The sequence below is a fragment of the Gordonia sp. (in: high G+C Gram-positive bacteria) genome (genome assembly GCF_012515855.1).
Taxonomy (GTDB): Bacteria; Actinomycetota; Actinomycetes; order Mycobacteriales; family Mycobacteriaceae; genus Gordonia.
Window position 1 is genome coordinate 1 of record NZ_JAAYXO010000209.1, and the last position, 25,339, is coordinate 25,339.

The 25,339-nt window shown below is 68.9% G+C and carries 22 protein-coding genes; 9 read left to right on the top strand and 13 right to left on the bottom strand.

The window, feature by feature from the left end; genetic code table 11:
* From GX543_RS15335 to GX543_RS15360, 6 genes are all read right to left on the bottom strand, one after another.
* Positions 1-910: hypothetical protein (locus tag GX543_RS15335; protein ID WP_290853133.1), on the bottom strand; the 910-nt coding region annotated here is incomplete at its 3' end.
* 257 nt (positions 911-1,167) lie between these two features.
* The gene (locus GX543_RS15340) at positions 1,168-2,394 is read right to left on the bottom strand and encodes an acyl-CoA dehydrogenase family protein (RefSeq protein WP_290853135.1); all 1,227 of its coding nucleotides are present in this window, start codon (positions 2,392-2,394) and stop codon (positions 1,168-1,170) included.
* Between the two features lie 91 nt (positions 2,395-2,485).
* Positions 2,486-3,241, bottom strand: coding sequence for a hypothetical protein (locus GX543_RS15345; RefSeq protein ID WP_290853137.1), 756 nt, complete (start codon positions 3,239-3,241; stop codon positions 2,486-2,488).
* Between the two features lie 55 nt (positions 3,242-3,296).
* Positions 3,297-3,770 carry a histidine phosphatase family protein gene (locus tag GX543_RS15350; protein WP_290853140.1) on the bottom strand — a complete coding sequence of 158 codons (474 nt, stop codon included), beginning with the start codon at positions 3,768-3,770 and terminating at the stop codon, positions 3,297-3,299.
* A 14-nt stretch (positions 3,771-3,784) separates the two neighbouring features.
* Entirely contained in the window at positions 3,785-4,594 is an 810-nt protein-coding gene (locus GX543_RS15355) for a CbtA family protein (protein WP_290853141.1), read from the bottom strand.
* A 19-nt stretch (positions 4,595-4,613) separates the two neighbouring features.
* Positions 4,614-4,838 (bottom strand): CbtB-domain containing protein, encoded by a 225-nt coding sequence (locus GX543_RS15360; protein ID WP_290853142.1) that lies wholly within the window; start codon positions 4,836-4,838, stop codon positions 4,614-4,616.
* Positions 4,839-5,431: 593 nt separating this feature from the next.
* Between GX543_RS15360 and GX543_RS15365 the strand changes: the two genes are divergently transcribed.
* From GX543_RS15365 to GX543_RS15380, 4 genes are all read left to right on the top strand, one after another.
* A complete protein-coding gene (locus GX543_RS15365) occupies positions 5,432-5,887 on the top strand; it encodes a histidine phosphatase family protein (RefSeq protein WP_290853200.1) in 456 nt (151 codons plus the stop codon).
* A gap of 87 nt (positions 5,888-5,974) precedes the next feature.
* Positions 5,975-10,651, top strand: coding sequence for an ATP-dependent helicase (locus GX543_RS15370; protein WP_290853143.1), 4,677 nt, complete (start codon positions 5,975-5,977; stop codon positions 10,649-10,651).
* A gap of 3 nt (positions 10,652-10,654) precedes the next feature.
* Entirely contained in the window at positions 10,655-11,458 is an 804-nt protein-coding gene (locus tag GX543_RS15375) for a DNA-formamidopyrimidine glycosylase family protein (protein ID WP_290853145.1), read from the top strand.
* 41 nt (positions 11,459-11,499) lie between these two features.
* Positions 11,500-11,997 carry a nuclear transport factor 2 family protein gene (locus GX543_RS15380; protein WP_290853147.1) on the top strand — a complete coding sequence of 166 codons (498 nt, stop codon included), beginning with the start codon at positions 11,500-11,502 and terminating at the stop codon, positions 11,995-11,997.
* Between the two features lie 25 nt (positions 11,998-12,022).
* Here GX543_RS15380 and GX543_RS15385 read toward each other — a convergent pair whose 3' ends face one another.
* Positions 12,023-12,445 carry a pyridoxamine 5'-phosphate oxidase family protein gene (locus tag GX543_RS15385; RefSeq protein WP_290853148.1) on the bottom strand — a complete coding sequence of 141 codons (423 nt, stop codon included), beginning with the start codon at positions 12,443-12,445 and terminating at the stop codon, positions 12,023-12,025.
* Positions 12,446-12,591: 146 nt separating this feature from the next.
* Between GX543_RS15385 and GX543_RS15390 the strand changes: the two genes are divergently transcribed.
* The gene (locus GX543_RS15390; RefSeq protein ID WP_290853150.1) at positions 12,592-13,635 is read left to right on the top strand and encodes an adenylate/guanylate cyclase domain-containing protein; all 1,044 of its coding nucleotides are present in this window, start codon (positions 12,592-12,594) and stop codon (positions 13,633-13,635) included.
* A 9-nt stretch (positions 13,636-13,644) separates the two neighbouring features.
* Here GX543_RS15390 and GX543_RS15395 read toward each other — a convergent pair whose 3' ends face one another.
* Both GX543_RS15395 and GX543_RS15400 read right to left on the bottom strand, forming a co-directional pair.
* Positions 13,645-14,061, bottom strand: coding sequence for a pyridoxamine 5'-phosphate oxidase family protein (locus GX543_RS15395; RefSeq protein WP_290853152.1), 417 nt, complete (start codon positions 14,059-14,061; stop codon positions 13,645-13,647).
* Between the two features lie 83 nt (positions 14,062-14,144).
* Entirely contained in the window at positions 14,145-15,887 is a 1,743-nt protein-coding gene (locus GX543_RS15400; RefSeq protein ID WP_290853155.1) for a glycerol-3-phosphate dehydrogenase/oxidase, read from the bottom strand.
* Between the two features lie 51 nt (positions 15,888-15,938).
* On the opposite strand from GX543_RS15400, the gene glpK reads away from it, so the two are divergent.
* A complete protein-coding gene (glpK, locus tag GX543_RS15405; protein WP_290853157.1) occupies positions 15,939-17,447 on the top strand; it encodes a glycerol kinase GlpK in 1,509 nt (502 codons plus the stop codon).
* A gap of 17 nt (positions 17,448-17,464) precedes the next feature.
* Here the strand turns inward: glpK and GX543_RS15410 are convergent, their stop codons facing one another.
* Entirely contained in the window at positions 17,465-18,856 is a 1,392-nt protein-coding gene (locus GX543_RS15410) for an MFS transporter (RefSeq protein ID WP_290853167.1), read from the bottom strand.
* A 78-nt stretch (positions 18,857-18,934) separates the two neighbouring features.
* On the bottom strand, positions 18,935-20,338 hold the full coding sequence (locus tag GX543_RS15415) for an NAD(P)H-quinone dehydrogenase (protein WP_290853168.1): 1,404 nt from the start codon (positions 20,336-20,338) through the stop codon (positions 18,935-18,937).
* 136 nt (positions 20,339-20,474) lie between these two features.
* On the opposite strand from GX543_RS15415, the gene GX543_RS15420 reads away from it, so the two are divergent.
* On the top strand, positions 20,475-20,984 hold the full coding sequence (locus GX543_RS15420) for a gamma-glutamylcyclotransferase (protein ID WP_290853169.1): 510 nt from the start codon (positions 20,475-20,477) through the stop codon (positions 20,982-20,984).
* 27 nt (positions 20,985-21,011) lie between these two features.
* On the opposite strand, the gene GX543_RS15425 is transcribed toward GX543_RS15420, so the two are convergent.
* Positions 21,012-22,190: an amidohydrolase gene (locus GX543_RS15425; protein WP_290853170.1), complete on the bottom strand. Its 1,179-nt coding sequence runs from the start codon at positions 22,188-22,190 to the stop codon at positions 21,012-21,014.
* On the bottom strand, positions 22,187-22,882 hold the full coding sequence (locus GX543_RS15430) for an enoyl-CoA hydratase/isomerase family protein (protein WP_290853172.1): 696 nt from the start codon (positions 22,880-22,882) through the stop codon (positions 22,187-22,189). The genes GX543_RS15425 and GX543_RS15430 overlap by 4 nt, the downstream gene beginning before the upstream one ends.
* A gap of 68 nt (positions 22,883-22,950) precedes the next feature.
* On the opposite strand from GX543_RS15430, the gene GX543_RS15435 reads away from it, so the two are divergent.
* The gene (locus GX543_RS15435; protein ID WP_290853174.1) at positions 22,951-23,790 is read left to right on the top strand and encodes a purine-nucleoside phosphorylase; all 840 of its coding nucleotides are present in this window, start codon (positions 22,951-22,953) and stop codon (positions 23,788-23,790) included.
* 4 nt (positions 23,791-23,794) lie between these two features.
* Positions 23,795-25,309, top strand: a complete 1,515-nt coding sequence (locus GX543_RS15440) for a phospho-sugar mutase (protein ID WP_290853176.1) — start codon at positions 23,795-23,797, stop codon at positions 25,307-25,309.
* Positions 25,310-25,339 lie beyond the last annotated feature (30 nt).

The following is a 25,339-nucleotide window of genomic DNA, read 5'->3' on the forward strand; positions in this document are numbered from 1 at the left end:
CGCTGCCGGTGAAGAGGATGCCATTGAGGCTCCCGGTGTCTGAGCTGCCCCCGCCGAGGCTGCCGCTGCCCGGAGCCTGGTCGACCTGCACGGTGTTCGTGACGGTGACCGGCTTGTCGCTGCTGATGACGGCCTTCAAGGCGTAGTTGCCCGCCTTGCGCGGCACCCAGGTGCAGGTGACCATGTGGTTCTCGTCGAGTTCGAGGTTTCCGCAGCCCTCCACGGCTTTGCCGTCCGCGGTCAGCACCACGCGATCACCGGGACGCCCGTCCGGGTTCTTCACCGTGATCAGGACGTCGTTGTTCGTGATCGCGTCGCGCGGAGCGATCGACACGCCGGCGACACCCGGGGTGACGTTGATCTTCGGCCCGACGAACGGGAAATCACCCTTGTCGCCGACCCAGGTGGTCGAGTACTCGAGACCGCCGGTGTTGAGCTCGCCGGTGTTGCACATGAGCAGATAATCCTGCGACCACGTGATTCCCTCCCACGAATTCGCACCGGGTGCATCGACCTTCACCCAGCCCGGACCGGACGTGACTTCGCCGGGACTCTGCGTGCCCTCGTGGCTCGGGTTGTTGGTGTAGGTCTTCCCGCTCACCTTCCACACCGAAGTGTTGGGAACCGGCCGCATGCACCGCGGGTGGTTGTCCTGCACCGAGTACACGAGCCAGCTGAGCTTGCGCGTCAACCGGTTCGTGACGGTGATGACCTCACCGTTCGCGATGTTGCCGTTCACCAGCTTGGGGCCGCTGACCTCGCGCTCCCAGTTCACAGCGTCACTGCCGTCCCGCGCCGGGCCGACCGTGTCGGCGTCGGCCGACCCCGTCTCGACCAACGTTCCGGTTGCGGCGATCGCGGCGATCGCGCCGACTGCTGCGAACCGTCGCAGCGCACTCTTGATGTTCACGCATCCTCCTCCGTGGCCGGGTGCGGGACCTGATGGCAGGGCACCTCAGCATTGCGTCTGCCTAGAACCTAGGGAGGAGTGCCAGGACACAACCAGCCGCGATGAGTGAGACGGCACATTCTTTCGGCTGTGCGCACAAAACCGTCTCGGGTTCGTTCGTTCGTCCTACACTGCCTGGCCCTCGCCGTCCGACACCGAAGACGTCGAACGCCCGCCGGGAGAACCCGACGGGCGTTCGACAGCGACTGATTCCGACGCTACTGGGCCAGCAGACCCTTCGCGACGTGAGTCACCTGGATCTCGTTGGACCCGGCGTAGATCATGAGCGACTTGGCGTCACGAGCGAGCTGCTCGACGCGATACTCGGCCATGTAGCCGTTGCCGCCGAAGAGTTGGACGGCTTCCATCGCCACCTCTGTCGCGGCGCGCGAGGAGTACAGCTTCATCGCCGAGGCCTGCGCGAGGGTCGGCGGCTTGCCCGCCTTCGAGGCCTCCATCGCGACGAACAGCATGTTCTGCACGTTGAGGCGGGCGATCTCCATCTCGGCGAGCTTCAGCTGAATCAGCTGGAACTTCGCGATCTCCTGTCCCCAGAGAGTTCGCGACTTCGCGTACTCGATCGACAGTCGCTGGCACTCGTTGATGATGCCGAGCGAGAGGGCTGCGATTCCTATGCGCTCCGCGGTGAAACCCGCCTTGGCGCTGGCGCCGCCGCGCTTGTCCGATCCGGTGTCCTCCGTCTCGCCGAGCAGACGATCCTTACTGACGCGGATGTTGTCGAAGAACAGCTCACCGGTGGGCGAGCTCATCATGCCCATCTTCTTGAACGCCTTGCTCTGCGTGAGCCCCTCCATGCCCTTGTCCAGGACGAAGGTGAGGACCTTGCGGTCGCGCATCGGGGTGCCGTCACCCTCGTCGAGCTTGGCGAAGACCACCATCGTGTCGGCGTGCGGGCCGTTGGTGATGAACGTCTTATTGCCCTTGAGGATGTAGTCGTCGCCGTCGCGGCGAACCGTGGTCTTCATCCCGCCGAGCGCATCGGAACCACTGTCGGGTTCGGTGATGGCCCAGGCTCCGACCTTCTCCATGGTGACCAGTTCGGGCAGCCAGCGCTTCTTCTGCGCCAGGGTGCCGCGGCTTCGGATGGTCGAGACCGTCAGCCCCATCGAGACACCCATCGACGAGATGAGGCCGAGGCTGACGCCCGCCATCTCCATGTTCAAGATGAGGAACATGGAATTGGCCAGGGTGCTGGAGCCCCCACCGGCCTTGCGCTCCTCGCCTGCCTCTTCCGCGGCGATCTCCGCCTGCAGGTTCTCGGCATTCATCGAGTCCATGCCGAAGGCGGCGAGCATCTTGCGCAGAATGTCGTACGGCGGCATCTCACCTGTCTCGAGGGCGTCGACGTGGGGACGCACCTCCTTCTCGATGAACCCGCGCACCGCTTCGCGGACCATCTGATCTTCCTCAGACCACTCGAACATCAAGCCTCCAAACTAGAACACGTTTCACTTGGACTCGACGGTAGTCTAACCGCGCTGTCGACGTCGACGGCAGGCCGAACACGCGGGCAGGTCAGAGGGCCGATCCGTCACGGCGGCGCGTCGTCTCCGCCAGGCGGATCTGCCAGTCGCGGTTCAACCACATCTCGACCAACTCCGGCTGCACCGATGCGGACCGCGCCCACCGATGAATCAGCGCGTTGTATCGGACGTACCGTCGCACCGAATAGGTGGATACCGACGACGCCACCATCCAGCCGTGCCAGGTGAGACTGCCGGCAGAGTCGTTGTCGAGCAGCTGCGGTCGATCGCCGCCCCGACCGATCGCCCAGCAGTACAGCGACATCAGCGAGTGACCGACCCCGGGAGCCGTCGGCCAACCCGACCAGTCGCGGTAGGCCGAGGCCTCGAACAGACCCGGAGCACTGCGGCACGCGATCAGCGCCCGTTCGACGGCCTCGAACCGTCGGCCGCTCTGCGGCTCGCGGATGTCGACGAATCGGCGGTTCCCGCCACGGGAAGGGTGTTCGGCGAGCCACGCCGCGCACATGTACAGGCGGTCGAACTCGGGTTCCTCGCCCATCTCGAGCCCGGGTACCCCGGGCTCGAGGTCTCCGCGCCGAATGAACGCCTTTCCCTTCCACACCTGGTTTCCGTCTACGGTGCGCCCACTCACCTGCGCCGGGATCTGACGGTTCGCCAAACGGTCGTTCCACCAGTCCAGATCGACTTCGACGACGTCCTCGAGAACCGCTTCGGGGTACGGCTGACGGGTGCACCAGTCGATGCCTTCGACAGGGATCTCCAGGTGAGCGTCTCGATCGTCCATGCGGCGCATGATGCCAGGCGGGTACGACAGACTCGGCGCGCGCCGGTGCGACCCTTCACAGCGCTGCGATGTGCACGCTCGCCGGCCGCACCTCGGTGCTGAAGAAGTTGTCCGGCGCACCGCAGAGCAGCGCCTGAGCCACGGGGCCGGCCACAACAAGGACCTCCGCGTCGATCGCGGCTGTCGCGCCGCGGATCCGGGCGACAAAGGCCGTCACCGACTCGCCGCCGTGCCCGGTCCAGTCCGGATCGGTGAACCAGGCGCCGAGGTCGACCTGCGGCACCGCTTCCGGACCCAGCCCCTGCCATCCGCCGACGTCGAGGCTGGTCAGCGCCGAGTCGACGACGAATGACGGTCGGATTGCGGAGGCCGTCTGGACCGCTGAGACTTCGGGGCCGACGGTCAGCTTTCCGGTGTCGTCGAGCACGGAAGCCAGCACCGCGGCGTCGCGAAGGCCGCGTCGGTCGAGCACACCGCGTTCACCGCCGAACCGCACCGACCGGTTCGGTGCGGTTCGGGCGGCGACCACCACGCGAAACGTTCTCAGGCCGGAACCGTCGAGACTCGACGATCCGCGGAGGACGCCTCGCGCCTCATCAAGACGCCGAGCAGAAGGACGAAGACCGTCGTCAACACCGTCCAGAGGATCACCTGGTTCGCGACCGCATAGATCCGGAAGTCCGCGACCACCTGACCCGGGAACCCCGCTCCGACGATCCTCTCTCCGTCCATCACCGGTCCCGGAACCTCGGCGAACTCGGGCAGCGGAATCGCCACCAGCGTCACCGCAACGAGGTAGGCGATAGCTGCCACGATGCCCGCACGGAGGCCGCCCAACCGGTCCGACAGCCAGAACGCGACGGCTGCCGCTCCGATCATCAGGACCACCGAGACCAGGGTCAGCGTCAAGTACGCGCCGGAGCGGGCACCGATCGTGTCCTCCTCACCCACCGCGGGCGGGTTCGGCGGGTACACGAAGTACGGGACACCGATCACCGCAACAAAGGCCGCGGCGCCGAGGACCGCGGCGACGACGCGCGGGTCGGTCGCCGGCCACCGACGGCCGACGTAGGCCCACACGATGGTGAACGCCACGGCGAAGAAGGCGCCCATCGCCGTCGCGAAGACCATCGTGCCGACGCCGGCACCGATGTTCTCCTGCACGCTCCGGCTGAACAACTCGTGGCCGTGAGCATGCTCCCCGGTGATCAGGGACTCCGCATGCGATCGCTCTTCTTCATACTCGATGGCCAGCGCCACCTGCGGTTCGATGAAGATGCGGGCGTAGATGAATGCCACGATTCCGGCGATCAAGCCTGCGAGCAGACCTGCGCCGGTGAATTTGCGCTCCATTCTTCAGTTCTCTCCCGGCTCAGTGGCAGGGGAAGCCGAGGAAGTGGCGCGCGTCGTGCACGAACTCGTGCACGTGAGTGTCACTGCCGAAGACCGAGACGGCGCCCTGGTCGTAGCCGAGGAAGTAGTACGCCAGCGAAGCCAGCAGGATGACTGCGGTGAGCCAGAGCGCCGCGCTCGCGGCAGAGGCAGTGGGAAGGGCCAGCGCGCGGGGCTGCTGAGTCCTCGCGATTGATGCGGTCATGACAATGCACGTCCTGTTCTCCGGATTCTCGCGTCCGGGTCGATTCTCGTTGTGCCGACGTGACTGTCTGACTCGCACTCCCTCACGGGACTGCCCACAGTGGCGCGACCGCTCCGGGTTCTGACCGGATTAATCACGACGGCCCGAGAAGCGTACCGCCGCCCGAGTATGCGCAGCCAGCGTGTCGCTCGTTCGATGGAACAGCAGATTCGTGTCACCACATCCCAGTGATCGGGAAGTGGCGGCCGATGGCCACGGTGACCACGCACTTTGTGAATCCGATCACGCCGCACGGACGTGATCGCACCCCCTCCCACCCCTGAAGGGAACCTCGTGAGTGTTCTGAAGAATCGCGTCACCGCGCTGGTGACTGCGCTGTTCGCCGCCGTCGTGATGCTGGTGTCCGGCGGAGCGACCGCCGTCGCAGCCCCGCAGACCGGCGAAATGTTCGTCACTTTCGTCCGCCACGGCGAGTCCGCGGGCAATACCTCCGGACTGATCGACACCTCGACGCCCGGCCCGGGCCTCACGGCCAAGGCCAGGCGCAGTCGGCGGCCGTCGCTCGACTCCTCTCCGATCGCAAGTTCGACGGCATCTTCGCGTCGAAGATGGTTCGCTCCCAACAGACCGCGCAGCCGACGTCCACGCTGCGCCGGCTGCCGATCGTCGTGGAGCCGGGCTTCCACGAGATCGAGGCCGGTCGCTGGGAAGGCACGCCGGAGAAGGATTCGATGCGCACTTACCTCGCGGCCCCGCTGCAGTGGCTGGGCGGCAACCTCGACGCCCGCATCCCCGGATCGATCGACGGGCACGAGTTCGTCAAGCGCGTCAACGACTCGCTGCGCGCGGTCAAGAACCGCGGCAGCAAGCGCCCGGTGATCTTCTCGCACGGCGGAACCATCATGTTCTGGACCCTGCTGACGGTCTCGAACCCCGACATGAGCAAGTTGCAGACCGACCCGATCCACAACACCGGCCGCGTGGTGGTCAAGGGCACCCCGGACAAGGGCTGGAAGCTGATCGAGTGGGACGGCAAGGCCGCGGCCTGATCGGACCCGTACTACGCCGCGCAGCGTGACCCTGTACGGCCCGGAACCCCGCAGGCCCCCGACAGTCGCACCTCGACTGTCGGGGGCATGCGCTTGAATGGAACAGTGGCACGGAAGTCGACGATTCTCGAGAGCATGCACCCGGCCACGCAACGGTGGTTCACCGAAGTGTTCGGGAAGCCGACGCGAGCCCAGTCCGGTGCGTGGTCGGCCATCGCGCGCGGCGACAACACCCTGGTCGTGGCACCTACCGGCTCCGGTAAGACCCTTGCTGCCTTCCTGTGGGCCATCGACTCGTTGTACCGCGAACGACTGGTCCCGGTCGGCGACCGGCCGTCCGATCCGACCGACGCCCGCCCAGGCGTCCGGGTGCTCTACGTGTCACCGCTCAAAGCCCTCGCGGTCGACGTCGAACGCAATCTCTCCGCCCCGCTCGTCGGCATCGCGAACGCCGCCGCGAACCTCGGCCTCGACGCGCCCACGATTCGCGTGGGTGTCCGCTCCGGCGACACCCCCGCCGCCGATCGGCGTCGCCTGCAGACGCATCCGCCCGACATTCTGATCACCACTCCCGAATCGCTGTATCTGATGCTCACCTCGTCAGTCAGAGAGACACTCGCGACGGTGACGACGGTGATCGTCGACGAGGTCCACGCCGTCGCCGCCACCAAACGCGGAACGCATCTCGCACTCTCTCTGGAACGCCTCGACGCCCGACTGGACGCACCCGCGCAGCGCATCGGGCTGTCCGCCACTGTGCGCCCGGAGTCGCTGGTCGCCGAATTCCTGTCCGGCGACCGTCCGTCCACGGTGGTGAAACCGCCGGCCACCAAAACCTTCGACCTGACGGTGGAGGTCCCGGTCGAGGACATGGCGAACATCCCGCCCGCAGCGACCGGCGCCGACGGTCTCGACGACGCGTTCTCACCCACCGCGGGCTCGCTGTGGCCGCATGTCGAAGCCGCGATCGTCGACCGTATCGAGGCCAATCGCTCGACCATCGTGTTCGCGAACTCGCGCCGTCTGGCGGAGCGGCTCACCGCTCGCCTCAACGAGATCGCCGCCCAGCGAGCGGGTCTCGACATCGATGCGAACCGAGCCAATCCCGAGGTCCCGGGCGGCATGCCCTCCTACGTGTCGGGCAGCGGCACTACCGCGGGCGCCGCCGCGGTGCTCGCCCGCGCACACCACGGGTCGGTGAGCAAGGAGCAGCGCGCCGAGATCGAGGACGATCTCAAGTCGGGGCGCCTGCGTTGCGTCGTCGCGACCAGTTCCCTGGAGCTCGGCATCGACATGGGCGCCGTCGATCTGGTGATCCAGGTGGAGGCTCCGCCGTCGGTGGCGTCTGCGCTCCAGCGCATCGGTCGCGCCGGCCACCAGGTCGGAGAGGTGAGCCGGGGTGTCCTCTTCCCGAAGCACCGCACCGACCTGATCCACTGCACCGTGGTGACGCAGTTGATGCTCGCGGGTCGGATCGAAGCGCTGTCGGTGCCTGCCAACCCGCTCGACATCCTGGCGCAGCAGACCATCGCCGCGACCGCCGTCGACGACCTCGACGTGAACGAGTGGTACGCGACGGTGCGGCGCGCGATGCCGTACCGAACCCTCACCCGCGACGTCTACGACGCCGTCCTCGACCTGATCTCCGGACGGTACCCGTCCGACGAGTTCGCCGAACTGCGACCGCGCGTCGACTACGACCGCACCTCGGGCATCCTGTCCGCACGCCGCGGCACCCTGCGGCTGGCCGTCACCTCCGGCGGCACCATTCCCGACCGCGGCCTGTTCGGGGTGTTCCTGATCGGCAGCGAGGACTCCACCCGCAGCGGGCAGCCGCGCCGCGTCGGCGAGCTCGACGAGGAGATGGTCTACGAGTCACGCATCGGCGATGTGTTCGCGCTCGGCGCCTCGAGCTGGCGGATCGAAGAGATCACCCACGACCGCGTCCTCGTCTCCCCCGCGTTCGGCCTCCCCGGGCGCCTGCCGTTCTGGATCGGCGACGCCGTCGGCAGGCCCGCCGAGTTGGGTGCGGCGATCGGCAAGTTCGTCGGCGTGGCCGGCGACGACGAGAAGCTCGCCGCGGTGTCCACCGATCTCGGCCTCAGCAGCAACGCGCATCGCAACCTGGCCGCGCTGATCACCGAACAGCGCGAGGCGACGGGCGTCCTCCCCACCGATCGCACCCTGGTGCTGGAGCGGTTTCGCGACGAACTCGGCGACTGGCGACTGGTGCTCCACTCACCCTACGGTCTGCGGGTCCACGCCCCGTGGGCCAGCGCCATCGCCGCGCAGCTGTCCGCCCGCCTCGGCCTCGACGGTGCGACCACGGCCACCGACGACGGCATCATCGTCCGACTGCCCGACACCGACGATGCGCCGCCCGGCGCCGAGGTCTTCGTTCTCGACCCGGCCCACATCGAGGACGACGTGACCCGTGCGCTGGCCGATTCGTCGCTGTTCGCCTCGCGCTTCCGCGAGTGCGCCGGACGCGCGCTGCTGCTGCCCCGCCGCGATCCGGGCAAGCGCGCCCCGCTCTGGCAGCAACGCCAGCGCAGCGCCCAACTGCTGGCCGTGGCCGCCCGCTTCCCCGACTTCCCGATCATCTTGGAGACGGTCCGCGAATGTCTGGCCGACGTCTACGACCTCCCGGCGCTCATCGACGTCCTGACCCGCATCGCGCAGCGGAAGATCCGCGTCACCGAGGTCGAGACGTCGGCGCCGTCGCCCTTTGCCGCGTCGATGCTGCTCGGCTACGTGGGGTCGTTCATCTACGACGACGACGCACCCCTCGCCGAACGCCGCGCCACCGCGCTGTCACTCGACACCGCGCTGCTCGCCCAGTTGCTGGGTCGGGTGGACCTGCGTGAACTGCTCGACCCCGCGGTGATCGAGGAGGTCGTGGCCCGCCTGCAGCGCACCGCCCCGGAACGGCGCGCCCGGGACCGCGAGGACCTCGTCGACCTGCTGCGCTGGCTGGGTCCCTGTACCCGGGAGGAGATCGCCGACCGGTACCGGGGCGACGACGCCCTGCCGCCCCTTCTCGTCCAGTTGCTCGGCGACGGCCTCCTGATCGAGGTGAGCATGCGCGGCGTCCCGAAGCTCGCCGCCGTGGACGACGCCGCCCGCCTGCGCGACGGCCTCGGCATCCCGATGCCGCTGGGCGTCCCGGTGGCGCATCTGCAAGCGGTGGCCGACCCGATCACCGACCTGGTGCACCGGTACGCCCGAACGCACGGTCCGTTCACCGTCGCCGACATCGTCGCCGATCTCGGAATGGCGCCCGCGGTCGTCGCGCGCGCCCTCGACGACCTCGCCGGTCGCCGAGCGGTGATCGAGGGTGAGTTCACCGCGCTGACTCCCGACCAGCAGGCCTCCCAGTGGTGCCATTCCGACGTGCTGACGCAGCTGCGCCGCGGCTCGCTCGCGGCGGGACGCGCCGAGGTGGAGCCGGTCTCGGCCGACGCGTACACCCGCTTCCTGCTCGGCTGGCAGCGCATCACCGACACCACCCGTCCGCGCGGTGTCGCCGGGGTCGCCGCGGCCGTCGAGCAGCTCGCCGGACAACCGATTCCCGCGTCCGCGTGGGAGACCCTGGTGCTGCCGTCGCGGGTCGACGACTACCAGCCCGCGATGCTCGACGAACTCACCGCGTCCGGCGAGGTGGTGTGGTCGGGCCACGGCGGAATCGGCGGCGCCGACGGGTGGGTGGCCCTGCACCTGGCCGACTCGGCGCCCCTGACGCTGCGGCCGGCGAGCGACTTCGAACCCGAGGCGCCACACACCGCGCTCCTGGAGGCCCTCGACCGGATGGGCGCGGTGCGGTTCCGAGAACTGTCGACCGCCCTCGCCGACGCCGGGACCCCGATCGGCGACCAGGAACTCCCCGAGATCCTATGGGATCTCGTCTGGGCCGGACTCGTCACCAACGACTCGTTCTCGGTGGTCCGGGCCGCCCTCGATCCACCGCGGACCGCCGCGTCGACGGCGACCTCCGCGCACCGCACCCGTGGCCGCGCTCCCCGACTCCGAGCGGCACGACTGTCGTCGCACTACCTGGCCGGAGCGACAACGGTCGCCACGCCCGCACACGTGGGCGGTCGCTGGTCGGTGATTCGGCGCGTCGACGTGGATCCGACCGCCGCCGCGGCCGCCACCTGCGAAGTCCTACTCGACCGCTACGGCGTCGTCACCAAGGGCTCGGTGGCGGCCGAATCGACCGAAGGCGGCTTCGCTCGGATCTACAAGGCGTTGGCGGTCTTCGAAGACAACGGACAGGTGCGACGCGGCTACTACATCGACGGACTCGGCGGTGCGCAGTTCGCGGCCGGACACACCGTCGACCTGCTGCGCGAGTCCGTGGTCCCCAGTCGGGATCAGCGCACCGAAGCGGTCGTGCTCGCTGCCACCGATCCCGCCAACCCGTACGGCGCGGCGCTCGACTGGCCCGACCGTCCCGTCGAGTCCGGGCATCGACCCGGCCGCAAGCCCGGCGCGGTGGTGGTCGTGGTCGGCGGACGGGCCGTGGTCTTCGTCGAACGCGGCGGCAAGACGGTACTCACGTTCGAGACCGACGAGCAGGCCCTGGCGACCGCTGCCGGTGCACTGGTCCGCGCGGTGACGGCCGGCCACATCCCTCGCATCCACATCGACCAGGTCGACGGCGAGCCCGTCCGCCGGACCGCGCTCGGTGAGCAGCTCGTCGCCGCCGGCTTCGCGACCACCCCGCGCGGGCTGCGCATGAACTACGACCCCCGGCGGCGGTGACCGATGCCCGAGGGCGACACCGTCTTCCACATCGCGCATCGGCTGCGGGCGGCGCTTGAAGGAAAGACGCTGACCCGCAGCGACTTCCGAGTGCCCAAGGAGGCGACGGTCGATCTCTCCGGCACCGTCGTCACCGGGGTTCGTTCGGTCGGCAAGCACCTGTTCATCGATGTGGTGCGCGCGGACCCGGCGGGTTCCGATCACCGGCCGCTCTCGATCCACTCGCATCTGAAGATGGAGGGCGCGTGGCACGTGCACGCGACCGGCGCTCGATGGCGGCGACCGGCGCACACCGCCCGCGTGGTTCTGAGATCGCGCGAGGTCGAGGCGGTCGGCTTCGATCTCGGGGTCCTCGAGGTGCTGACCGATCCGTCCGCCGCGGTCGCCCATCTCGGTCCGGACCTGCTCGGCCCGGAATGGGATCCCGATGTCGCGGTCGCCAACCTGGCGGCGGACCCGAGCCTGCCGATCGGCCTCGCTCTCCTGGACCAGCGGAAGCTCGCCGGGATCGGGAACGTGTATCGCAGCGAGCTGTGCTTTCTGCGGCGCGTGCACCCGGCGACACCGGCCGGACGCGTCGACCTTCCGGCCATGGTTGACCTCGCCCACCGGCTGCTCTACGACAACCGACTGCGCACCGTCCGCTCGACCACCGGCGTCCGGGCCCGCGGCCGGGAGTTGTGGGTGTACGGCCGTGCGCGGCGGTCGTGCCGACGGTGTGGGACGGCCGTCGAGCGGCTGTCGCTCGGCGCGCCTCCCGACGATCGGAATGCCTACTTGTGTCCCCGCTGCCAACCGCGACACTAAGGTCAGAATGCCGACTCCAGCACCGAGATCCCGGAGGACCCATGGACATTGAGCAGCGGATCGCCGCCCTCGAGCACATCGAGGCGATCAAAGAACTGAAGTACCGCTACTGGCGCGCGTGCGACGCGAAGGACCCGCAGGGATTCCGCGACGCCTTCATCGCCAGCGGCGCACGGATCGACTACGGCAGGCTCGGGAGCTTCGACGACGTCGAGCCGATGGCGCAGATCTTCACGAAGGTCGCGCTCCACACCGTCGACGGCAAGCACGTCGTCTTCGACATGCACCACGGCATGCATCCCGAGATCCGGCTGACCGGTGAGGGCACGGCCACCGGCCGATGGACCCTGCGTTTCCGGCAGGTCAACCTGCTGGCGCGCACCGAGACCGTCTCGACCGGCGAGTACGACGACGAGTACGTCATCGAGAACGGCGAATGGCGCACGTCCAAGTGCGCATTCACCGAGACCTGGTCGGTCACCAGACCGCTCGCGGACGACGTCGTGGTGACCGAGGGAACCTTCGCCGACCTGTCCTGATCACGCCGACGACGGTCCGCAGGCCCTACGTGATCTCGCGCTCCGGATCCGGCCCGAAGACGAAACGACGACCGCTGATCTCGTCGACCTCGATCTCGATGTACGTGGTCTTGACGGTGGCCACCCACGGATTCAGCGGGCTGTTGTCGGCGGCTTCGATCTCCGCCGAGTCGACCAGCGTCCGTGCACGCCCCTTCGCGACCACGCTCCAGCCGATGCGACTGGTGAACGAATCGGTCTCGATGACCGCGCGGTCGTTGCAGGCCAGCTCGACCAACTTGGTCCCCTCCGTGGTGCGGAAGAGGATCTTGCCGTCGGCGGCGTAGATGTTCAGCGGGAACACGTCGGGCTGACCGTCGACGCAGACCGCCAAGCGACCAAGAACACTGCCCTCCAACAATTCCCACGACTGCTCGGGACTCAGGTACTCCACCGGTTGTGCGCTCATGCCCATAAGTTTGACCTTCGAACGACGTTCTCGCCAGTGCCCTTGGTCTGTGGCGGCGAATACATCGGCCACCCGCCGCCGATTCGCGAGGAGGCGCTCGCCACAATCACGGGACTCCGCGCTCGTCGCGGACGCATACTGTGGCCGTGACCGTCGATCATCACTCCGAAGAACCCCGGAACCGCGAGCGCGAGGCCCGCCTCGCCACAGGCATCCAGGATCTGCTGCTCGGAGAGACTCCGACCCTCACCCGCCTCGACCTCGTCGAGCAGTCGGGCGTCGACCTCGCGACCGCCGTCACCCTGTGGCGACTGCTCGGTTTTCCCCAGGTTGCCGACGACGTCGTCGCCTTCACCTCCGCCGACGCCGACGCCCTGCGTCAGAGCGCAGCGCTGATGCACCTCGGGGTGGTGAGCGTGGACTCGCAAGCCGCCCTGGTCCGCACCCTGGCACGCAGTTTCGCGCGGTTGGCCGAGTGGCAGGTGCGGCTGCTCGCCGAACTCCGCAGGGAGAACGACGCCACCGACGAGCAGCACCTGGCACTGATCGACGAGGTCCTCCCGCAGATCGAGGCGTTTCAGGATTACGTGTGGCGTCGGCACCTGTCGAGCGCAACGGCCTCCCTGATGTCCGGAGATCCGGCGTCCGACGCCGCGGGACCCGAGTCCGGTGAGCAGTTGGCGATCGGTTTCGTCGACATCGTCGGGTACACCTCGCAGAGCCGGAAGCTCGACGAGCACGAACTCGTCACCTGGATCGAGGGTTTCGAGTCCGCGGTGACCGAAGCGGTGCTGGATCGCGGCGGTCAGGTCATCAAGACCATCGGCGACGAAGTGCTCTTCGTCGCCGACTCCCCACGCGATGCCGCCGAGATCGCGCTCGTCCTCGCCGAACGCGGCCAAGACGAAGACGACGCCTTTCCGTCTGTCCGCGCGGGCATCGCCTTCGGCGACGTGGTGCGCCGACTCGGCGACGTCCTCGGCCCGACCGTGAACGTCGCCTCACGATTGACGTCGGTCGCGCGCCCGGGCACGGTGGTCGCCGATCACGGCGTGCACGACGCGCTGTGCACCGACCACGGACCTGATGAGACACGAGCCGACGACCTCAAGCTCCGGCGGATTCCGAACGTCAGCGTCAAGGGCTACGGCAGAATCGACTGCTGGGTGGTTCGCCGTCGCAAGTCGTGAACGACGGGTCTAGACGACCGTCGCTTCGGCACCGAAGACGAAGCGCCGACCGGTGATCTCGTCGACGTCGAGTTGGACGTACGCGGTCTTCTCGGTGGGGATCCACGCGTGCAGGGGTGTCGCCTCCGCCGCGGCGATCTCGGCCGCGTCGGTCAAGATCCGGGCCCGCCCCTTGGCCACCACGCTCCACCCCGAGCGGCTGGTGAACGCATCGGTCTCGAAGACCGCGCGATCGTTCACCACCAACTCGCGAAGCTTGGTGCCTGGCGAGGTGTGGAACAGGATCTTTCCGTCCGCTGCGTAGGCGTTGAGCGGGAAGAGCTCCGGGTTGCCGTCGACACACAGCGCCAATCGGCCGAGAACACTGCCTTCGAGCAGCTTCCAGGCCTTCGCCTCGCTCAGGATCTCCACCGGCTTGTCACTCATGACTTCTATTCTCCGGTCGTGAGCGCCGCACGCCAGGGCCCAAGGCCCCGACGTCGCCGTCGTTGGGCCTCCGGCCTGATCCGCTAGTCGGGAACCGGCACCGGCTCCAGGATCTCCCGACGCGACTCCGGCGCCGCGGCACGCAACGCATCGGCCGATTCGTCATCCGGCTGTCGCTGCGAGGCGATCTCCGCCTCGACGCGAGCGATGTAGTTGGCGACCTCCCACTCGGTGGTCTCGTCACTCCAGCCGAGGATCGGCGCCATCAGGTCCGCGACTTCCCGAGCACAGTCCACGCCCCGGTGGCTGTACTCGATCGCGATGCGCGTGCGTCGTGCGAGCACGTCCTCGAGGTGCAGGGCACCTTCGGCCCACACCGCGTAGACCACCTCGGCGCGCAGATACTGCGGCGCGGCGTCGAGCGGCTGCAGCAGCGACGGATCGGCGTCCGCGTGGTACAGGACGTCGTCGAGGAGCGACCCGTAGCGATTCAGCAGCCGCCTGATCCGGTACGGGTGCAGCCCGAATCGCTCGCCCAGGTGCTCGCACTGATTGATCAGCGCGAAGTAGCCGTCGGCGCCCACCAGCGGGACCCGCTCGGTGATCGACGGCGCCACCCGTGTCGGGATGTAGTCGTTGCACGCCTCGACGGCGTCGGCGCCCATCACCCGATAGGTGGTGTACTTGCCGCCCGCGATCGACACCAGTCCCGGCGCGACCACGGCGACGGCGTGCTCGCGCGAGAGCTTCGAGCTCTCGTCGTCCTCGCCGGCCAGCAGTGGTCGGAGACCGGCGTAGACGCCCTCGATATCGTCGTGCGTCAACGGCGTGACGAGTTCCTGATTCACCCGGTCGAGGATGTAGTCGATGTCCTTGCGCGTGGCCGCCGGGTGCGCCAGGTCGAGGTTCCAGTCGGTGTCGGTGGTGCCGATGATCCAGTGGGTCTCCCAGGGGATCACGAACAGCACCGAGTTCGCAGTGCGCAGAATGATGGCGGTCTCGGAGACGATGCGGTCGCGGGGAACCACGATGTGCACCCCCTTGGAGGCGCGCACCTTGAAGTGACCGCGCTGCTTGGAGAGCGCCTGGACCTCGTCGGTCCATACCCCCGCGGCGTTGATGACGCAGTGCCCGCGGATCTCGGTGGTCTCGCCCGACTCGGTGTCGCGGACCTTCACACCCATCACGCGGTCGGCTTCGGTGAGAAAACCGACCGCCTGGGTCGACGTGCGGATCACCGCGCCGTACTGCGACGCGGTGCGGGCCAGGGTGAGGCTGTGACGGGCGTCGTCGACGACGGTGTCGTAGTAGCGGATGCCGCCGATGAGCGCGTCACGCTTGAGGCTCGGCGCGACCCGCAGGGCGCCCGAACGGGAGACGTGTCGCTGACCGGGCACCGACTTCGCGCCACCCATCCGGTCGTACAGGAACAGGCCTGCCGCCATGTACGGGCGCTCCCAGCCGCGGCGGGTCAGCGGCGCCAGGAACGGCAGCGGACGCACCAGATGCGGTGCCAGCAGACGCAAGGAGAGCTCGCGTTCCCGGAGCGCTTCGCGAACCAGTCCGAACTCGAACTGCTCCAGATAGCGCAGCCCGCCGTGGAACATCTTCGACGATCGGCTCGAGGTGCCGGAGGCGATGTCCCGCGCTTCGACCAGTGCCACGCGCAGACCTCGGGTGGCGGCGTCGAGCGCTGCGCCGACGCCCACCACGCCACCGCCGACGACGATGATGTCGAACTGCTCTTCGCTCAGGCGTCGCCAGGCCTCGTCACGGTAGGCCGGGCTCAGGTCCGCGGGCCGATCCGGATTGAACTCGCTCTCCATATTTCGCAAGACTACCCGAAGGTAACCCCCTGACGTGCGACACTGTGACGCGTGAATCCAGATGCTGAATTCGTCGCTGCCATCGATCAGGGAACCACGTCCACCAGGGCGATGATCTTCGACCGCGCCGGCTCGGTGGTCTACAGCGAACAGCTGGAACACGAGCAGATCTTCCCGCGTGCGGGATGGGTGGAGCACGACCCGATGGAGATCTGGCGCAACACCCGACGCGTGGCCGCGGCTGCGCTCGCCGGCGCGCAGTTGCAGCCGTCAGCGATCGCCGCGTGCGGCATCACCAATCAGCGCGAGACGACCGTGGTGTGGGACCGCCACACCGGGCAACCGGTCTACAACGCGATCGTCTGGCAGGACACCCGCACCGACGACCTGTGCCGACAGCTGGCCGGCGACCTCGGTGTCGATCGCTACCGGGAGAAGACCGGCCTGCCGCTCTCCACCTATTTCGCGGGTCCCAAGGTCCGCTGGATCCTGGACAACGTCGACGGTGCGCGAGACCGCGCGAAAGCGGGCGACCTGCTGTTCGGGACCATGGACACCTGGCTGGCCTGGCACATGACCGGCGGCGTCGACGGCGGCCTGCACATCACCGACGTCACCAACGCCTCCCGCACCATGCTGATGGACCTGCACACCCTGCAGTGGGACGAGGAGATCTGCGCCGACTTCGGCATCCCGATGTCGATGCTGCCGACGATTCACTCCAGTTCGGGTGTTCTCGGGAGCCTCCGCACCGTCGGATCGCTGCCCGATGTGCCCCTCGGCGGCATTCTCGGCGACCAGCAGGCCGCGATGTTCGGGCAGGCCTGCCTGGAACCCGGCGAGGCCAAGAACACCTACGGCACCGGCAACTTTCTGCTGCTCAATACCGGTACGGAGCCCGTTCTCAGTAAGCACGGGCTGCTCACCACCGTCTGCTACCGACTCGGCGACGAACCCGCGCGCTACGCGCTGGAAGGCTCGATCGCCGTCACCGGTTCCCTGGTCCAGTGGCTCCGCGACAACCTCGGCATCATCGACTCCGCGGCCCAGGTGGAGCAGCTCGCGAAGCAGGCCGACGACAACGGAGGCGTCTACTTCGTCCCGGCGTTCTCCGGCCTGTTCGCTCCGCGCTGGCGCCCGGACGCCCGCGGGGTGATCGTCGGACTGACGCGCTTCGCCGACCGCACCCACATCGCGCGCGCGGTCCTGGAAGCCAGCGCCTACCAGACCCGCGAGGTCATCGAGGCCATGGAAGCGGACTCCGGGGTTCCCCTCAACACCCTGAAGGTCGACGGCGGCATGGTCGTCAACGAGCTCCTGATGCAGTTCCAGTCCGACATCCTCGGGGTCCCGGTGGTCCGTCCGGTCGTCAACGAGACCACCGCGCTCGGCGCCGCGTACGCCGCCGGTCTGGCGGTCGGCTACTGGAGCAGCGTCGACGAGATCCGGGAGAACTGGGCACACGGCGGCCAGTGGGAGCCCACCATGCCCGACGATGAGCGCGCCCGCCTGTTCGACGGCTGGAATCGGGCCGTCACGCACAGCTTCGACCTGGCGTAGCCCCGCGGGTCTGTCGGTTACGCGGGGCCTGCGGCGCGCCAGCGTTTGTCCGCCGCGAACTCCCGCAGCGCGACGGCGACTCCGAGGAACGCCAACACCGCGAAGCCGTAGCCGAGCATCTTGGCGGAGTCGACGAGGTCCGGCCCGCCGAGCGCTACCAGCAGTCCGGCGAGCGCGGAACCGCAGGCGTTCGCGATCAGCTGCGAAGTGTTCAGGCCGGCCGACACCTGGGGCGCTTGCGTCTCGTCGTCGGTGACGCGCAGTCCCGCGCTGAACCAGTGGGCCATCGCCATGCCGATGCCGCAGCCCGCGACGAACAGGACCGCGAACCACGCGACCACGACGGCCGTCGACGGGTGGTGTGTCTGAAGAGCCGCGTAGGCGATCAGACCGCTGCCGAGAATCAGCGGACCGCCGAGGCGAACCAGCCGACGCCCGCGTTCGCTGTCGATGCCGCTGGTCGTGATGGAGGCGATGGTCCAGCCCCACGAGATCGAGGCGCCGAGGAACCCGGCGGCGAGCGGTCCCAGGCCGCCGAGTTCCTGCCCGAACAGCGGCAGGAAGGTCTCGACGGTCGAGACGCCGGCCAGAACCATGATCGCGAGATAGATCCAGCGCAACGGCGACGCGCCCCGGTATGTCATCTCCGGCAGAACGCGCGTGTCGGCTCGACGTTCCCAGCCGACGAAGGCGAGTCCGCCGATCACGGCGACCCCCACCAGAATCCAGATCGCCGGACCGTCCAGCAGCGACGCCACGCTGATGGCGCCGACCGCCGCGGTCAGCAGGGAGAGGGACACCCACGGCACCGGACCCGGCTCGTCGACCGTCGCATTCCGCGGGGGCAGCGCACGCAGCGTGAGTCCGATGAGGCCGACGGCGAACACCGCGAGGAGAACGAAGGCCCCGCGCCAGAAATGAATCTGGGCGAAGAAGCCGCCGACCACCGGTCCGACGAAGTTGCCGACGCCCCACATCGCCGACATCAGGGCGATGGACCGCTGCCACAGGTTCGGCGGCAGCACCAGTCGCACGACGGCGAAGCCGAGTCCGCCGAGGAGACCGGCGCCGAAGCCCTGCAGGGCGCGACCGATCAGCATCACCGTCATGGTCGGCGAGGCGCCCGCGACGATCGTCCCGGCGGTGAACAGCGCGAACGCCACCACGTACGACCGCCGGGCGCCGAACTTGGCGAGCCAGCGACTGACCAGCATCGACGAGATCACCGAGACGACGAGGAACACCGTCATCGTCCAGGCGTACAGTTCCTGGCCACCGATGTCGGCGACGGCGCTCGGCAGCAGCGAGGTGGTGAGATAGACGTTGATGGCGAACAGCGCGATGCCGCCGGCCATCACCGTCATGGGCGCCCGGTGCTCCCGGCCGAGCAGTTCGCGCCAGGTGCTCACCGCGCCCTCACGCCGGGCAGCCCGACCCCCGACAACGCGGAATGGCCGCGGAAATTAGTGCGCGACAATCAGATTCGCTCAGTCCAGGTCGTCGTGACGAATGAGCTGGCGTGCGGCCTCGGCTATGGAACCGGACAGCGACGGGTACACCGAGAAGGTGTGCGCGATCTCCGAGACCTGCAGTTTGTTCTCGACGGCGATGCCGATGGGCAGAATCAGTTCCGACGCGTTCGGAGCGACCACCACGCCGCCGATCACCACGCCCGTGGCGGGACGGCAGAAGATCTTGACGAAGCCCCGCCGCAGACCGCTCATCTTGGCACGCGGATTGGTCGACAGCGGCAGCATCACGGTGCGCGCCGGGTACTCCCCCGCATCGATCGCCTTCTGCGAGACGCCGACGTTGGCGATCTCCGGGCGAGTGAAGATGGCCGACGAGACGGTCTTGAGACGGATCGGGCTCACGCCCTCGCCGAGCGCGTGGTACATCGCGATGCGGCCCTGCATGGCCGCGACCGACGCGAGCGGCAGCACGCCGGTGCAGTCGCCCGCCGCGTAGACGCCGGGGACCGACGTGCGCGAGACCCGGTCGACGGTGATGTAGCCGCCGCGGTCGACGGCGACCCCCGCCCCCTCGAGGTTGAGGTTGTCGGTGTTGGGAACCGAGCCGACGGTCATCAGCACGTGGGTGCCGGTGACCTGCTTGCCGTCGGCGAGGTGCACGGTCGCCGACGTCTCGTCGCGCGTCACCTTCTCGGCGCGGGCGTACTTGATGAGGGTGACGCCGCGCTCGGAGAACGCCTCCTCGAGCACGCGGGCGGCGTCCTCGTCCTCGTGCGGGAGGACGCGGTCGCGACTCGACACCAGGGTCACCTTCACACCGAGCTCGGTGTAGGCGTGGGCGAACTCGGCGCCGGTGACGCCCGAGCCGACGATCACCAGGTGCTCGGGCAGTTCGGTGAGGTCGTAGAGCTGACGCCAGTTCAGGATGCGCTCGCCGTCGGGCACCGCGGTCGGCAGAATGCGCGGCGATGCGCCGGTCGCGATGAGGACCACGTCGCCCTCAAAGGTCTCGGTGCTTCCGTCGGCCAGGGTCGCGATCACCTCGTGGGCGCCGATCCCGGGCTGCACGTCGCCGAGCTGCGCGGTGCCGCTGACGATCTTGACGCCCTCGGAGATGAGACGCGAGCGGATGTCGGCCGACTGCGCGAAAGCAAGGTCCTTCACCCGCTGGTGAACCTGGGGCAAAGACACCGAGGCCTGGTCGGCGGTGATCTCCACGCCGAGGTCGGCCGCGCGGCGCACCTCGGTGCGGATGCCGGTCGAGGCGATGAACGTCTTCGACGGCACGCAGTCCCACAGCACGCAGGCTCCGCCGATTCCGTCCGAATCGATCACCGTGATGTCTGCCCCGTACTGGGCGCCGCTCAGCGCCGCCTCATATCCGGCGGGACCGCCACCGATGATCACGATCTTCGCCACTGGGAACGCTCCTTCGCAAAGTTTCAAAAGTCCGCAATGTTTCAAAGTCCAACGTCAACGGTATCCCCTCGCCGCCTCCGATGCCTCCCGACCGACCGGTGTTCCCTACCCGGGCCGGACCGAATAGGCTGGCGACGTGCCGATCTATGCCGCCTACGCGTCGAACATGGACCCCGCCCAGATGCTGGAGCGAGCTCCCCACTCCCCGATGTCGTCGACCGGGTGGCTCCACGGCTGGCGACTGACCTTCGCCGGCGACGACATCGGCTGGGAGGGATCGCTGGCGACCGTCACCGAGGACCGCGACGACCAGACGTCCAAGGTCTTCGTGGTGCTGTACGACGTGACGGTCGAGGACGAGAAGAACCTCGACCGATGGGAGGGCACCGAACTCGGCGTCCATCGCAAGATCCGGACCCGCGTCGCCACGGCCGACGGCCCGGTCCTGGCCTGGTTGTACGTGATCGACGGCTACGAGGGCGGCCTCCCGTCGGCGCGCTACCTCGGCGTGATGGCCGACGCCGCGGAGGTCGCGGGCGCCCCGGCCGAGTACGTCGAACGGCTGCGTCTGCATGAGGCCCGCAACGTCGGTCCGGGACCGGCGGAACCGATGGACGACACCCCGGACGGACCGGCCGCGGACTGATTCGCAGGTCAGCGCGACGCCGAGGCGCTACCCGAGTTCCCCGCCGAGTACCACGCCCGCCAGCATCGCGATGCCGACGCCGAGCGCACGCTCGTCGATGTCGAAGTTCGGCTGGTGCAGATCGCACTGCGGGCCCACGCCGCTCCAGACTCCGAGACGAGCCATCGCACCGGGCACCGCTTCGAGGTACCAGGCGAAGTCCTCGCCGCCGGGTGACTGCGGCGTGTCGACCGCGACTCCCGGGCCGATCGCATCGACGCTGTGACGCAGCATCGCGATGCTGTCTGCGTCGTTGACGACGGGCGGAACGCCGCGGACGTAGGTGAGGTCGTAGGTCACGCCGAGTGGTGCCACCAGTTCACCGATGATGCTGCGCACCAGCGGTTCCAGGTCTTGCCACACGTCACGGTCGCCGGTGCGGACGGTGCCGCGGAGCCGTCCCTCCTGCGGTATCGCGTTCGGCGCGTCGCCGGAATGGGCTGCGCCCCACACCATCACGGTCCCCGACCGCGGATCCACCCGCCGGGACAGGAAGCCCGGCAGGCCGGTGATGACGGTGCCCATCGCGTAGACCAGGTCGGCGGTGAGGTGCGGGCGCGAGGTGTGCCCGCCCGGTCCGTGCAGGTGGACTTCGACGCGATCGGCCGCGGAGGTGAGCGCTCCGGCCCGGAGGCCGACGGTGCCCGCCGGCAGGTGCGGGTCGCAGTGCAGCGCGAACATCCGGGTGAGGCCGTCGGTGACGCCGGCGTCGATCGCATCGAGCGCACCGCCGGGCATCACCTCCTCGGCGGCCTGGAACAGCAGGCGGACGCCGAACGGCAGGCGATTGCCCGCGTTCATGTGTTCGGCCAGCAGCAGTGCCGTGCCGAGCAGGATCGCCGTGTGGGCGTCGTGCCCGCACGAGTGCGAGACGCCTTCCACCCGCGAGGTGAACGGCAGTCCGGTCTGTTCCGGGATCGGGAGCCCGTCGAGATCGGCGCGGAGGCCGATGCGCGGCGCGTCGGTGGGTCCGAAGTCGCAGACGACACCGGTGCCCTTGGGGAGCACCTTGGGCGCGAGCCCCGCTTCGCTGAGGATCTTCACGACCTTCGCGGTCGTCTTGAACTCGGCCATCGACAGTTCCGGCTCGGCGTGGATCTCGCGGCGCCAGCCCACCACCGTCCCGAGATTCGCGGCGAGCCACGCGTCGATCACGGCCGAACTCACAGCAGCGTCGCCGGGGTCGGAGCGGTGAGGTCCTCGAGCAGCGGCAGGCGGAGCGCACGTTTGATGTTTCCGAGGTTCTCGCCGGCGAACTGTGCGCGTTCCCGGGCCACTTCGCGGGCGCGCTCGAGCAGTCGGTCCGCGGGGACGGCTTCCTCGATGATGCCGCCGGCCACGGCGTCGGCCGCACCGTACCGGCGCGAGGTCAGGATGGCCTCGGTCAGCGTGGCGTCGGGGACGCGGGTCCGGAGCAGTCCCGCCATGCCCCGCGGGAACGGCATGTTGAGCGCGGCCTCGGGCAGCGACCAGAAACCGCGGTCCTCGCGCATGATGCGGTGGTCGGCGCACAGGGCCAGCATGGCTCCGGCACCGAAAGCGTGGCCGTTGATCGCGGCAATGGTCGGCGTCGCCGCCGAGACCACCTTGGCGTACAGCGCATGCACGGCGTCAAGATAGGTCGGCAACGGCTCGGCGCCGGAGAACAGGTAATCGGTGTCGAGGCCGTTGGAGAAGAACTTGCCCGTGGCGCTGATGATCAACGGTTTCTTGGCGGCGACGGCCTCATCGGTCAAATCCGAGACCTTGGCGATCCACTCGCGGCCGAAGCGATTCTCGGGATTGGTCTCGTCGAGCTCGACGCCCTCGGTACCCAGGTAGAGCTCGGCGGCGTCGTCGGTGACATTCAAGTAAGGCATGGCAGAAACCTTATCGCCGCGCCCGGGCGGAGGAGCAGGCACGGGTGAACAGACTTATGGTTGTGGCCATGGATTCCACCGTCGATCACGACGCCGAGAGCACCGACGCCAGCCCCGACGAAGTCGCTTCGCGCGCGGCGCAAGCGATCGCCGCGGCGACCGGCGCCGACCACCACGACGTCGCCGTGGTCCTCGGGTCCGGCTGGGCGCCCGCGGCCGCGGCGCTCGGCGACCCCGTCGCCGAACTCTCGATGGCCGAGCTCCCCGGATTCGGCACGCCGTCGGCGCAGGGGCACGCGGGGACGGTCCAGTCGATCGAGATCGGCGCCGCCCGCGTCCTGGTGCTCCTCGGCCGCGTGCACCCCTACGAGGGGCATCCGCTCCGACGCGTGGTGCACCCGATCCGGACGGCCGCGGCCGCCGGTGCCCGCACCGTGGTCCTGACCAACGCCGCCGGGGGCATCCGCCCCGGACTGACCGTCGGCCAACCGGTCTTGATCTCCGACCAACTCAATCTGACCGGACGTTCTCCTCTCGACGGCGCCCACTTCGTCAATATGGTCGACGCCTATCGTCCGGCCCTGCGCGAGGCTGCGCGACGCGTCGATCCCGATCTCGCCGAAGGGGTCTACGCCGGGCTGCCGGGCCCGCAGTACGAGACCCCGGCCGAGATCCGGATGCTCGGCGCCCTGGGCGCGGACCTCGTCGGCATGTCGACAGTGCACGAGACCATCGCAGCCCGTGCGGCGGGGCTCGACGTGCTCGGGCTCTCGTTGGTCACCAACCTGGCGGCGGGCATCACCGGGGAGCCGCTCGACCACTCCGAGGTCCTCGCCGTCGGCCGGGACGCCGCCGAACGGATGGGCCGCTTGCTCCGGAATGTCATCGCCGCGATCTCGGCGCAGTGACATCGTGCTGACCTTCGGCACCGCGGGTCTGCGCGGCCCGGTCCGGGAAGGCCCCGACGGCATGAACGTCGAGACCGTGACCCGAGCGACCGCCGGCCTGGCCGACTGGCTCCTGGCGCGGGGCCACGCCGGTGCGCCCGTGGTGGTGGGACGCGACGCCCGACACGGTTCGGAGGCGTTTGCGGCGGCCACCCGCGAGGTGCTCGCCGCCAAGGGCTTCGACGTGATCGCTCTCCCGGAGCCCGGTCCGACGCCGTTGGTCGCGTTCGCGACCAGGCACTTCGGCGCGGCCACGGGAGTCATGGTGACCGCCTCGCACAATCCGCCGCAGGACAACGGCTACAAGGTGTATCTCGACGGCGGCGCGCAGTTGATCGGCCCGGCCGACCGCGAGATCGAAGCCGCGATCGCCGCCACCCCCGGCGCCGCCGCGATCGCACGGACACCGGTGACCCCCGATGCCCGAGCGGTTGCGACCAGGTCCGCGTACCTCGACAGACTGACGAAGAGATTCGCAGGCACCGCACGCGGGCCGCTGCGGATCGCCCTGACCCCGATGCACGGCGTCGGCGGCGACCTCGCGGTCGACGCCCTCCGGCGCGGCGGCTACCACGACGTCCACGTGGTCACCGAACAGTTCGCACCGGACCCCGACTTCCCCACCGTCGCGTTCCCGAACCCCGAGGAACCGGGTGCCACCGACTTGCTGCTGCGCTTAGCCGCCGAGGTGAACGCCGACCTCGCCATCGCCCTGGACCCCGACGCCGACCGCTGCGCGGTGGGTGCACGGGACGGCGGTGCCTGGCGCATGCTCACCGGGGACGAGACGGGCGCCCTCCTCGGGACCTGGGTCCTCGACAATCGGCCGAGCGACGCGCCGACCCCGGTGATCGCCAGTTCCATCGTCTCCGGGACCTTGCTCGACGCCGCGGCCCAGCGCCGCGGGGCCGACACCCGTCGCACGTTGACCGGCTTCAAATGGCTGGTCCGCGCGGGCGAACCACTCGCCTACGCCTACGAGGAAGCGCTCGGCCACTGCGTCGACCCCGATGCCGTGCGCGACAAGGACGGCATCAGCGCGGCGTTGGCGTGCGCGAGTCTGGCGTCGTCGTGGATCGATCGCGGCGGCCTCGTCGCCGCCCTCGACGCGCTCGAGCGCGAGAACGGCGTGCACGTGACCGCGGGACGGTCGTTGCGACTGCCGGATCCCGCCGACATCGCCGCTCTGATGACATCGCTGCGGACGTCGCCGCCCCGCGTGCTCGCCGGGATCGCGGTGCGCCTGACCGACTACGCCGCACGCGCCGACGCACTGAGGACCGACGGCATCGAACTCACCGGCACCGGTGCCGACGGGTCGGCCGTTCGGGTCTTCGCCCGTCCGAGCGGTACCGAACCCAAACTCAAGTACTACGGTCAGATGAGAACGGGCACCGCGGGCGGTGCCGCGGGCACCGACCGACGCGCCTTGTCGAGGATGCTGCAGGAAGTCCTGTCCGAGCTTCCGGACGGAGCCTGAGGGGAAATACTGGCACAAGGGGAGAATCAC

Bases quoted from the DNA above. Each gene is read 5' to 3' on its own strand.
- GX543_RS15340 (WP_290853135.1), bottom strand. From the start codon at position 2,394: ATGTTCGAGTGGTCTGAGGAAGATCAGATGGTCCGCGAAGCGGTGCGC.
- GX543_RS15345 (WP_290853137.1), bottom strand. From the start codon at position 3,241: ATGGACGATCGAGACGCTCACCTGGAGATCCCTGTCGAAGGCATCGAC.
- GX543_RS15355 (WP_290853141.1), bottom strand. From the start codon at position 4,594: ATGGAGCGCAAATTCACCGGCGCAGGTCTGCTCGCAGGCTTGATCGCC.
- GX543_RS15360 (WP_290853142.1), bottom strand. From the start codon at position 4,838: ATGACCGCATCAATCGCGAGGACTCAGCAGCCCCGCGCGCTGGCCCTT.
- GX543_RS15370 (WP_290853143.1), top strand. From the start codon at position 5,975: ATGCGCTTGAATGGAACAGTGGCACGGAAGTCGACGATTCTCGAGAGC.
- GX543_RS15375 (WP_290853145.1), top strand. From the start codon at position 10,655: ATGCCCGAGGGCGACACCGTCTTCCACATCGCGCATCGGCTGCGGGCG.
- GX543_RS15380 (WP_290853147.1), top strand. From the start codon at position 11,500: ATGGACATTGAGCAGCGGATCGCCGCCCTCGAGCACATCGAGGCGATC.
- GX543_RS15385 (WP_290853148.1), bottom strand. From the start codon at position 12,445: ATGAGCGCACAACCGGTGGAGTACCTGAGTCCCGAGCAGTCGTGGGAA.
- GX543_RS15395 (WP_290853152.1), bottom strand. From the start codon at position 14,061: ATGAGTGACAAGCCGGTGGAGATCCTGAGCGAGGCGAAGGCCTGGAAG.
- GX543_RS15400 (WP_290853155.1), bottom strand. From the start codon at position 15,887: ATGGAGAGCGAGTTCAATCCGGATCGGCCCGCGGACCTGAGCCCGGCC.
- GX543_RS15430 (WP_290853172.1), bottom strand. From the start codon at position 22,882: ATGCCTTACTTGAATGTCACCGACGACGCCGCCGAGCTCTACCTGGGT.
- GX543_RS15435 (WP_290853174.1), top strand. From the start codon at position 22,951: ATGGATTCCACCGTCGATCACGACGCCGAGAGCACCGACGCCAGCCCC.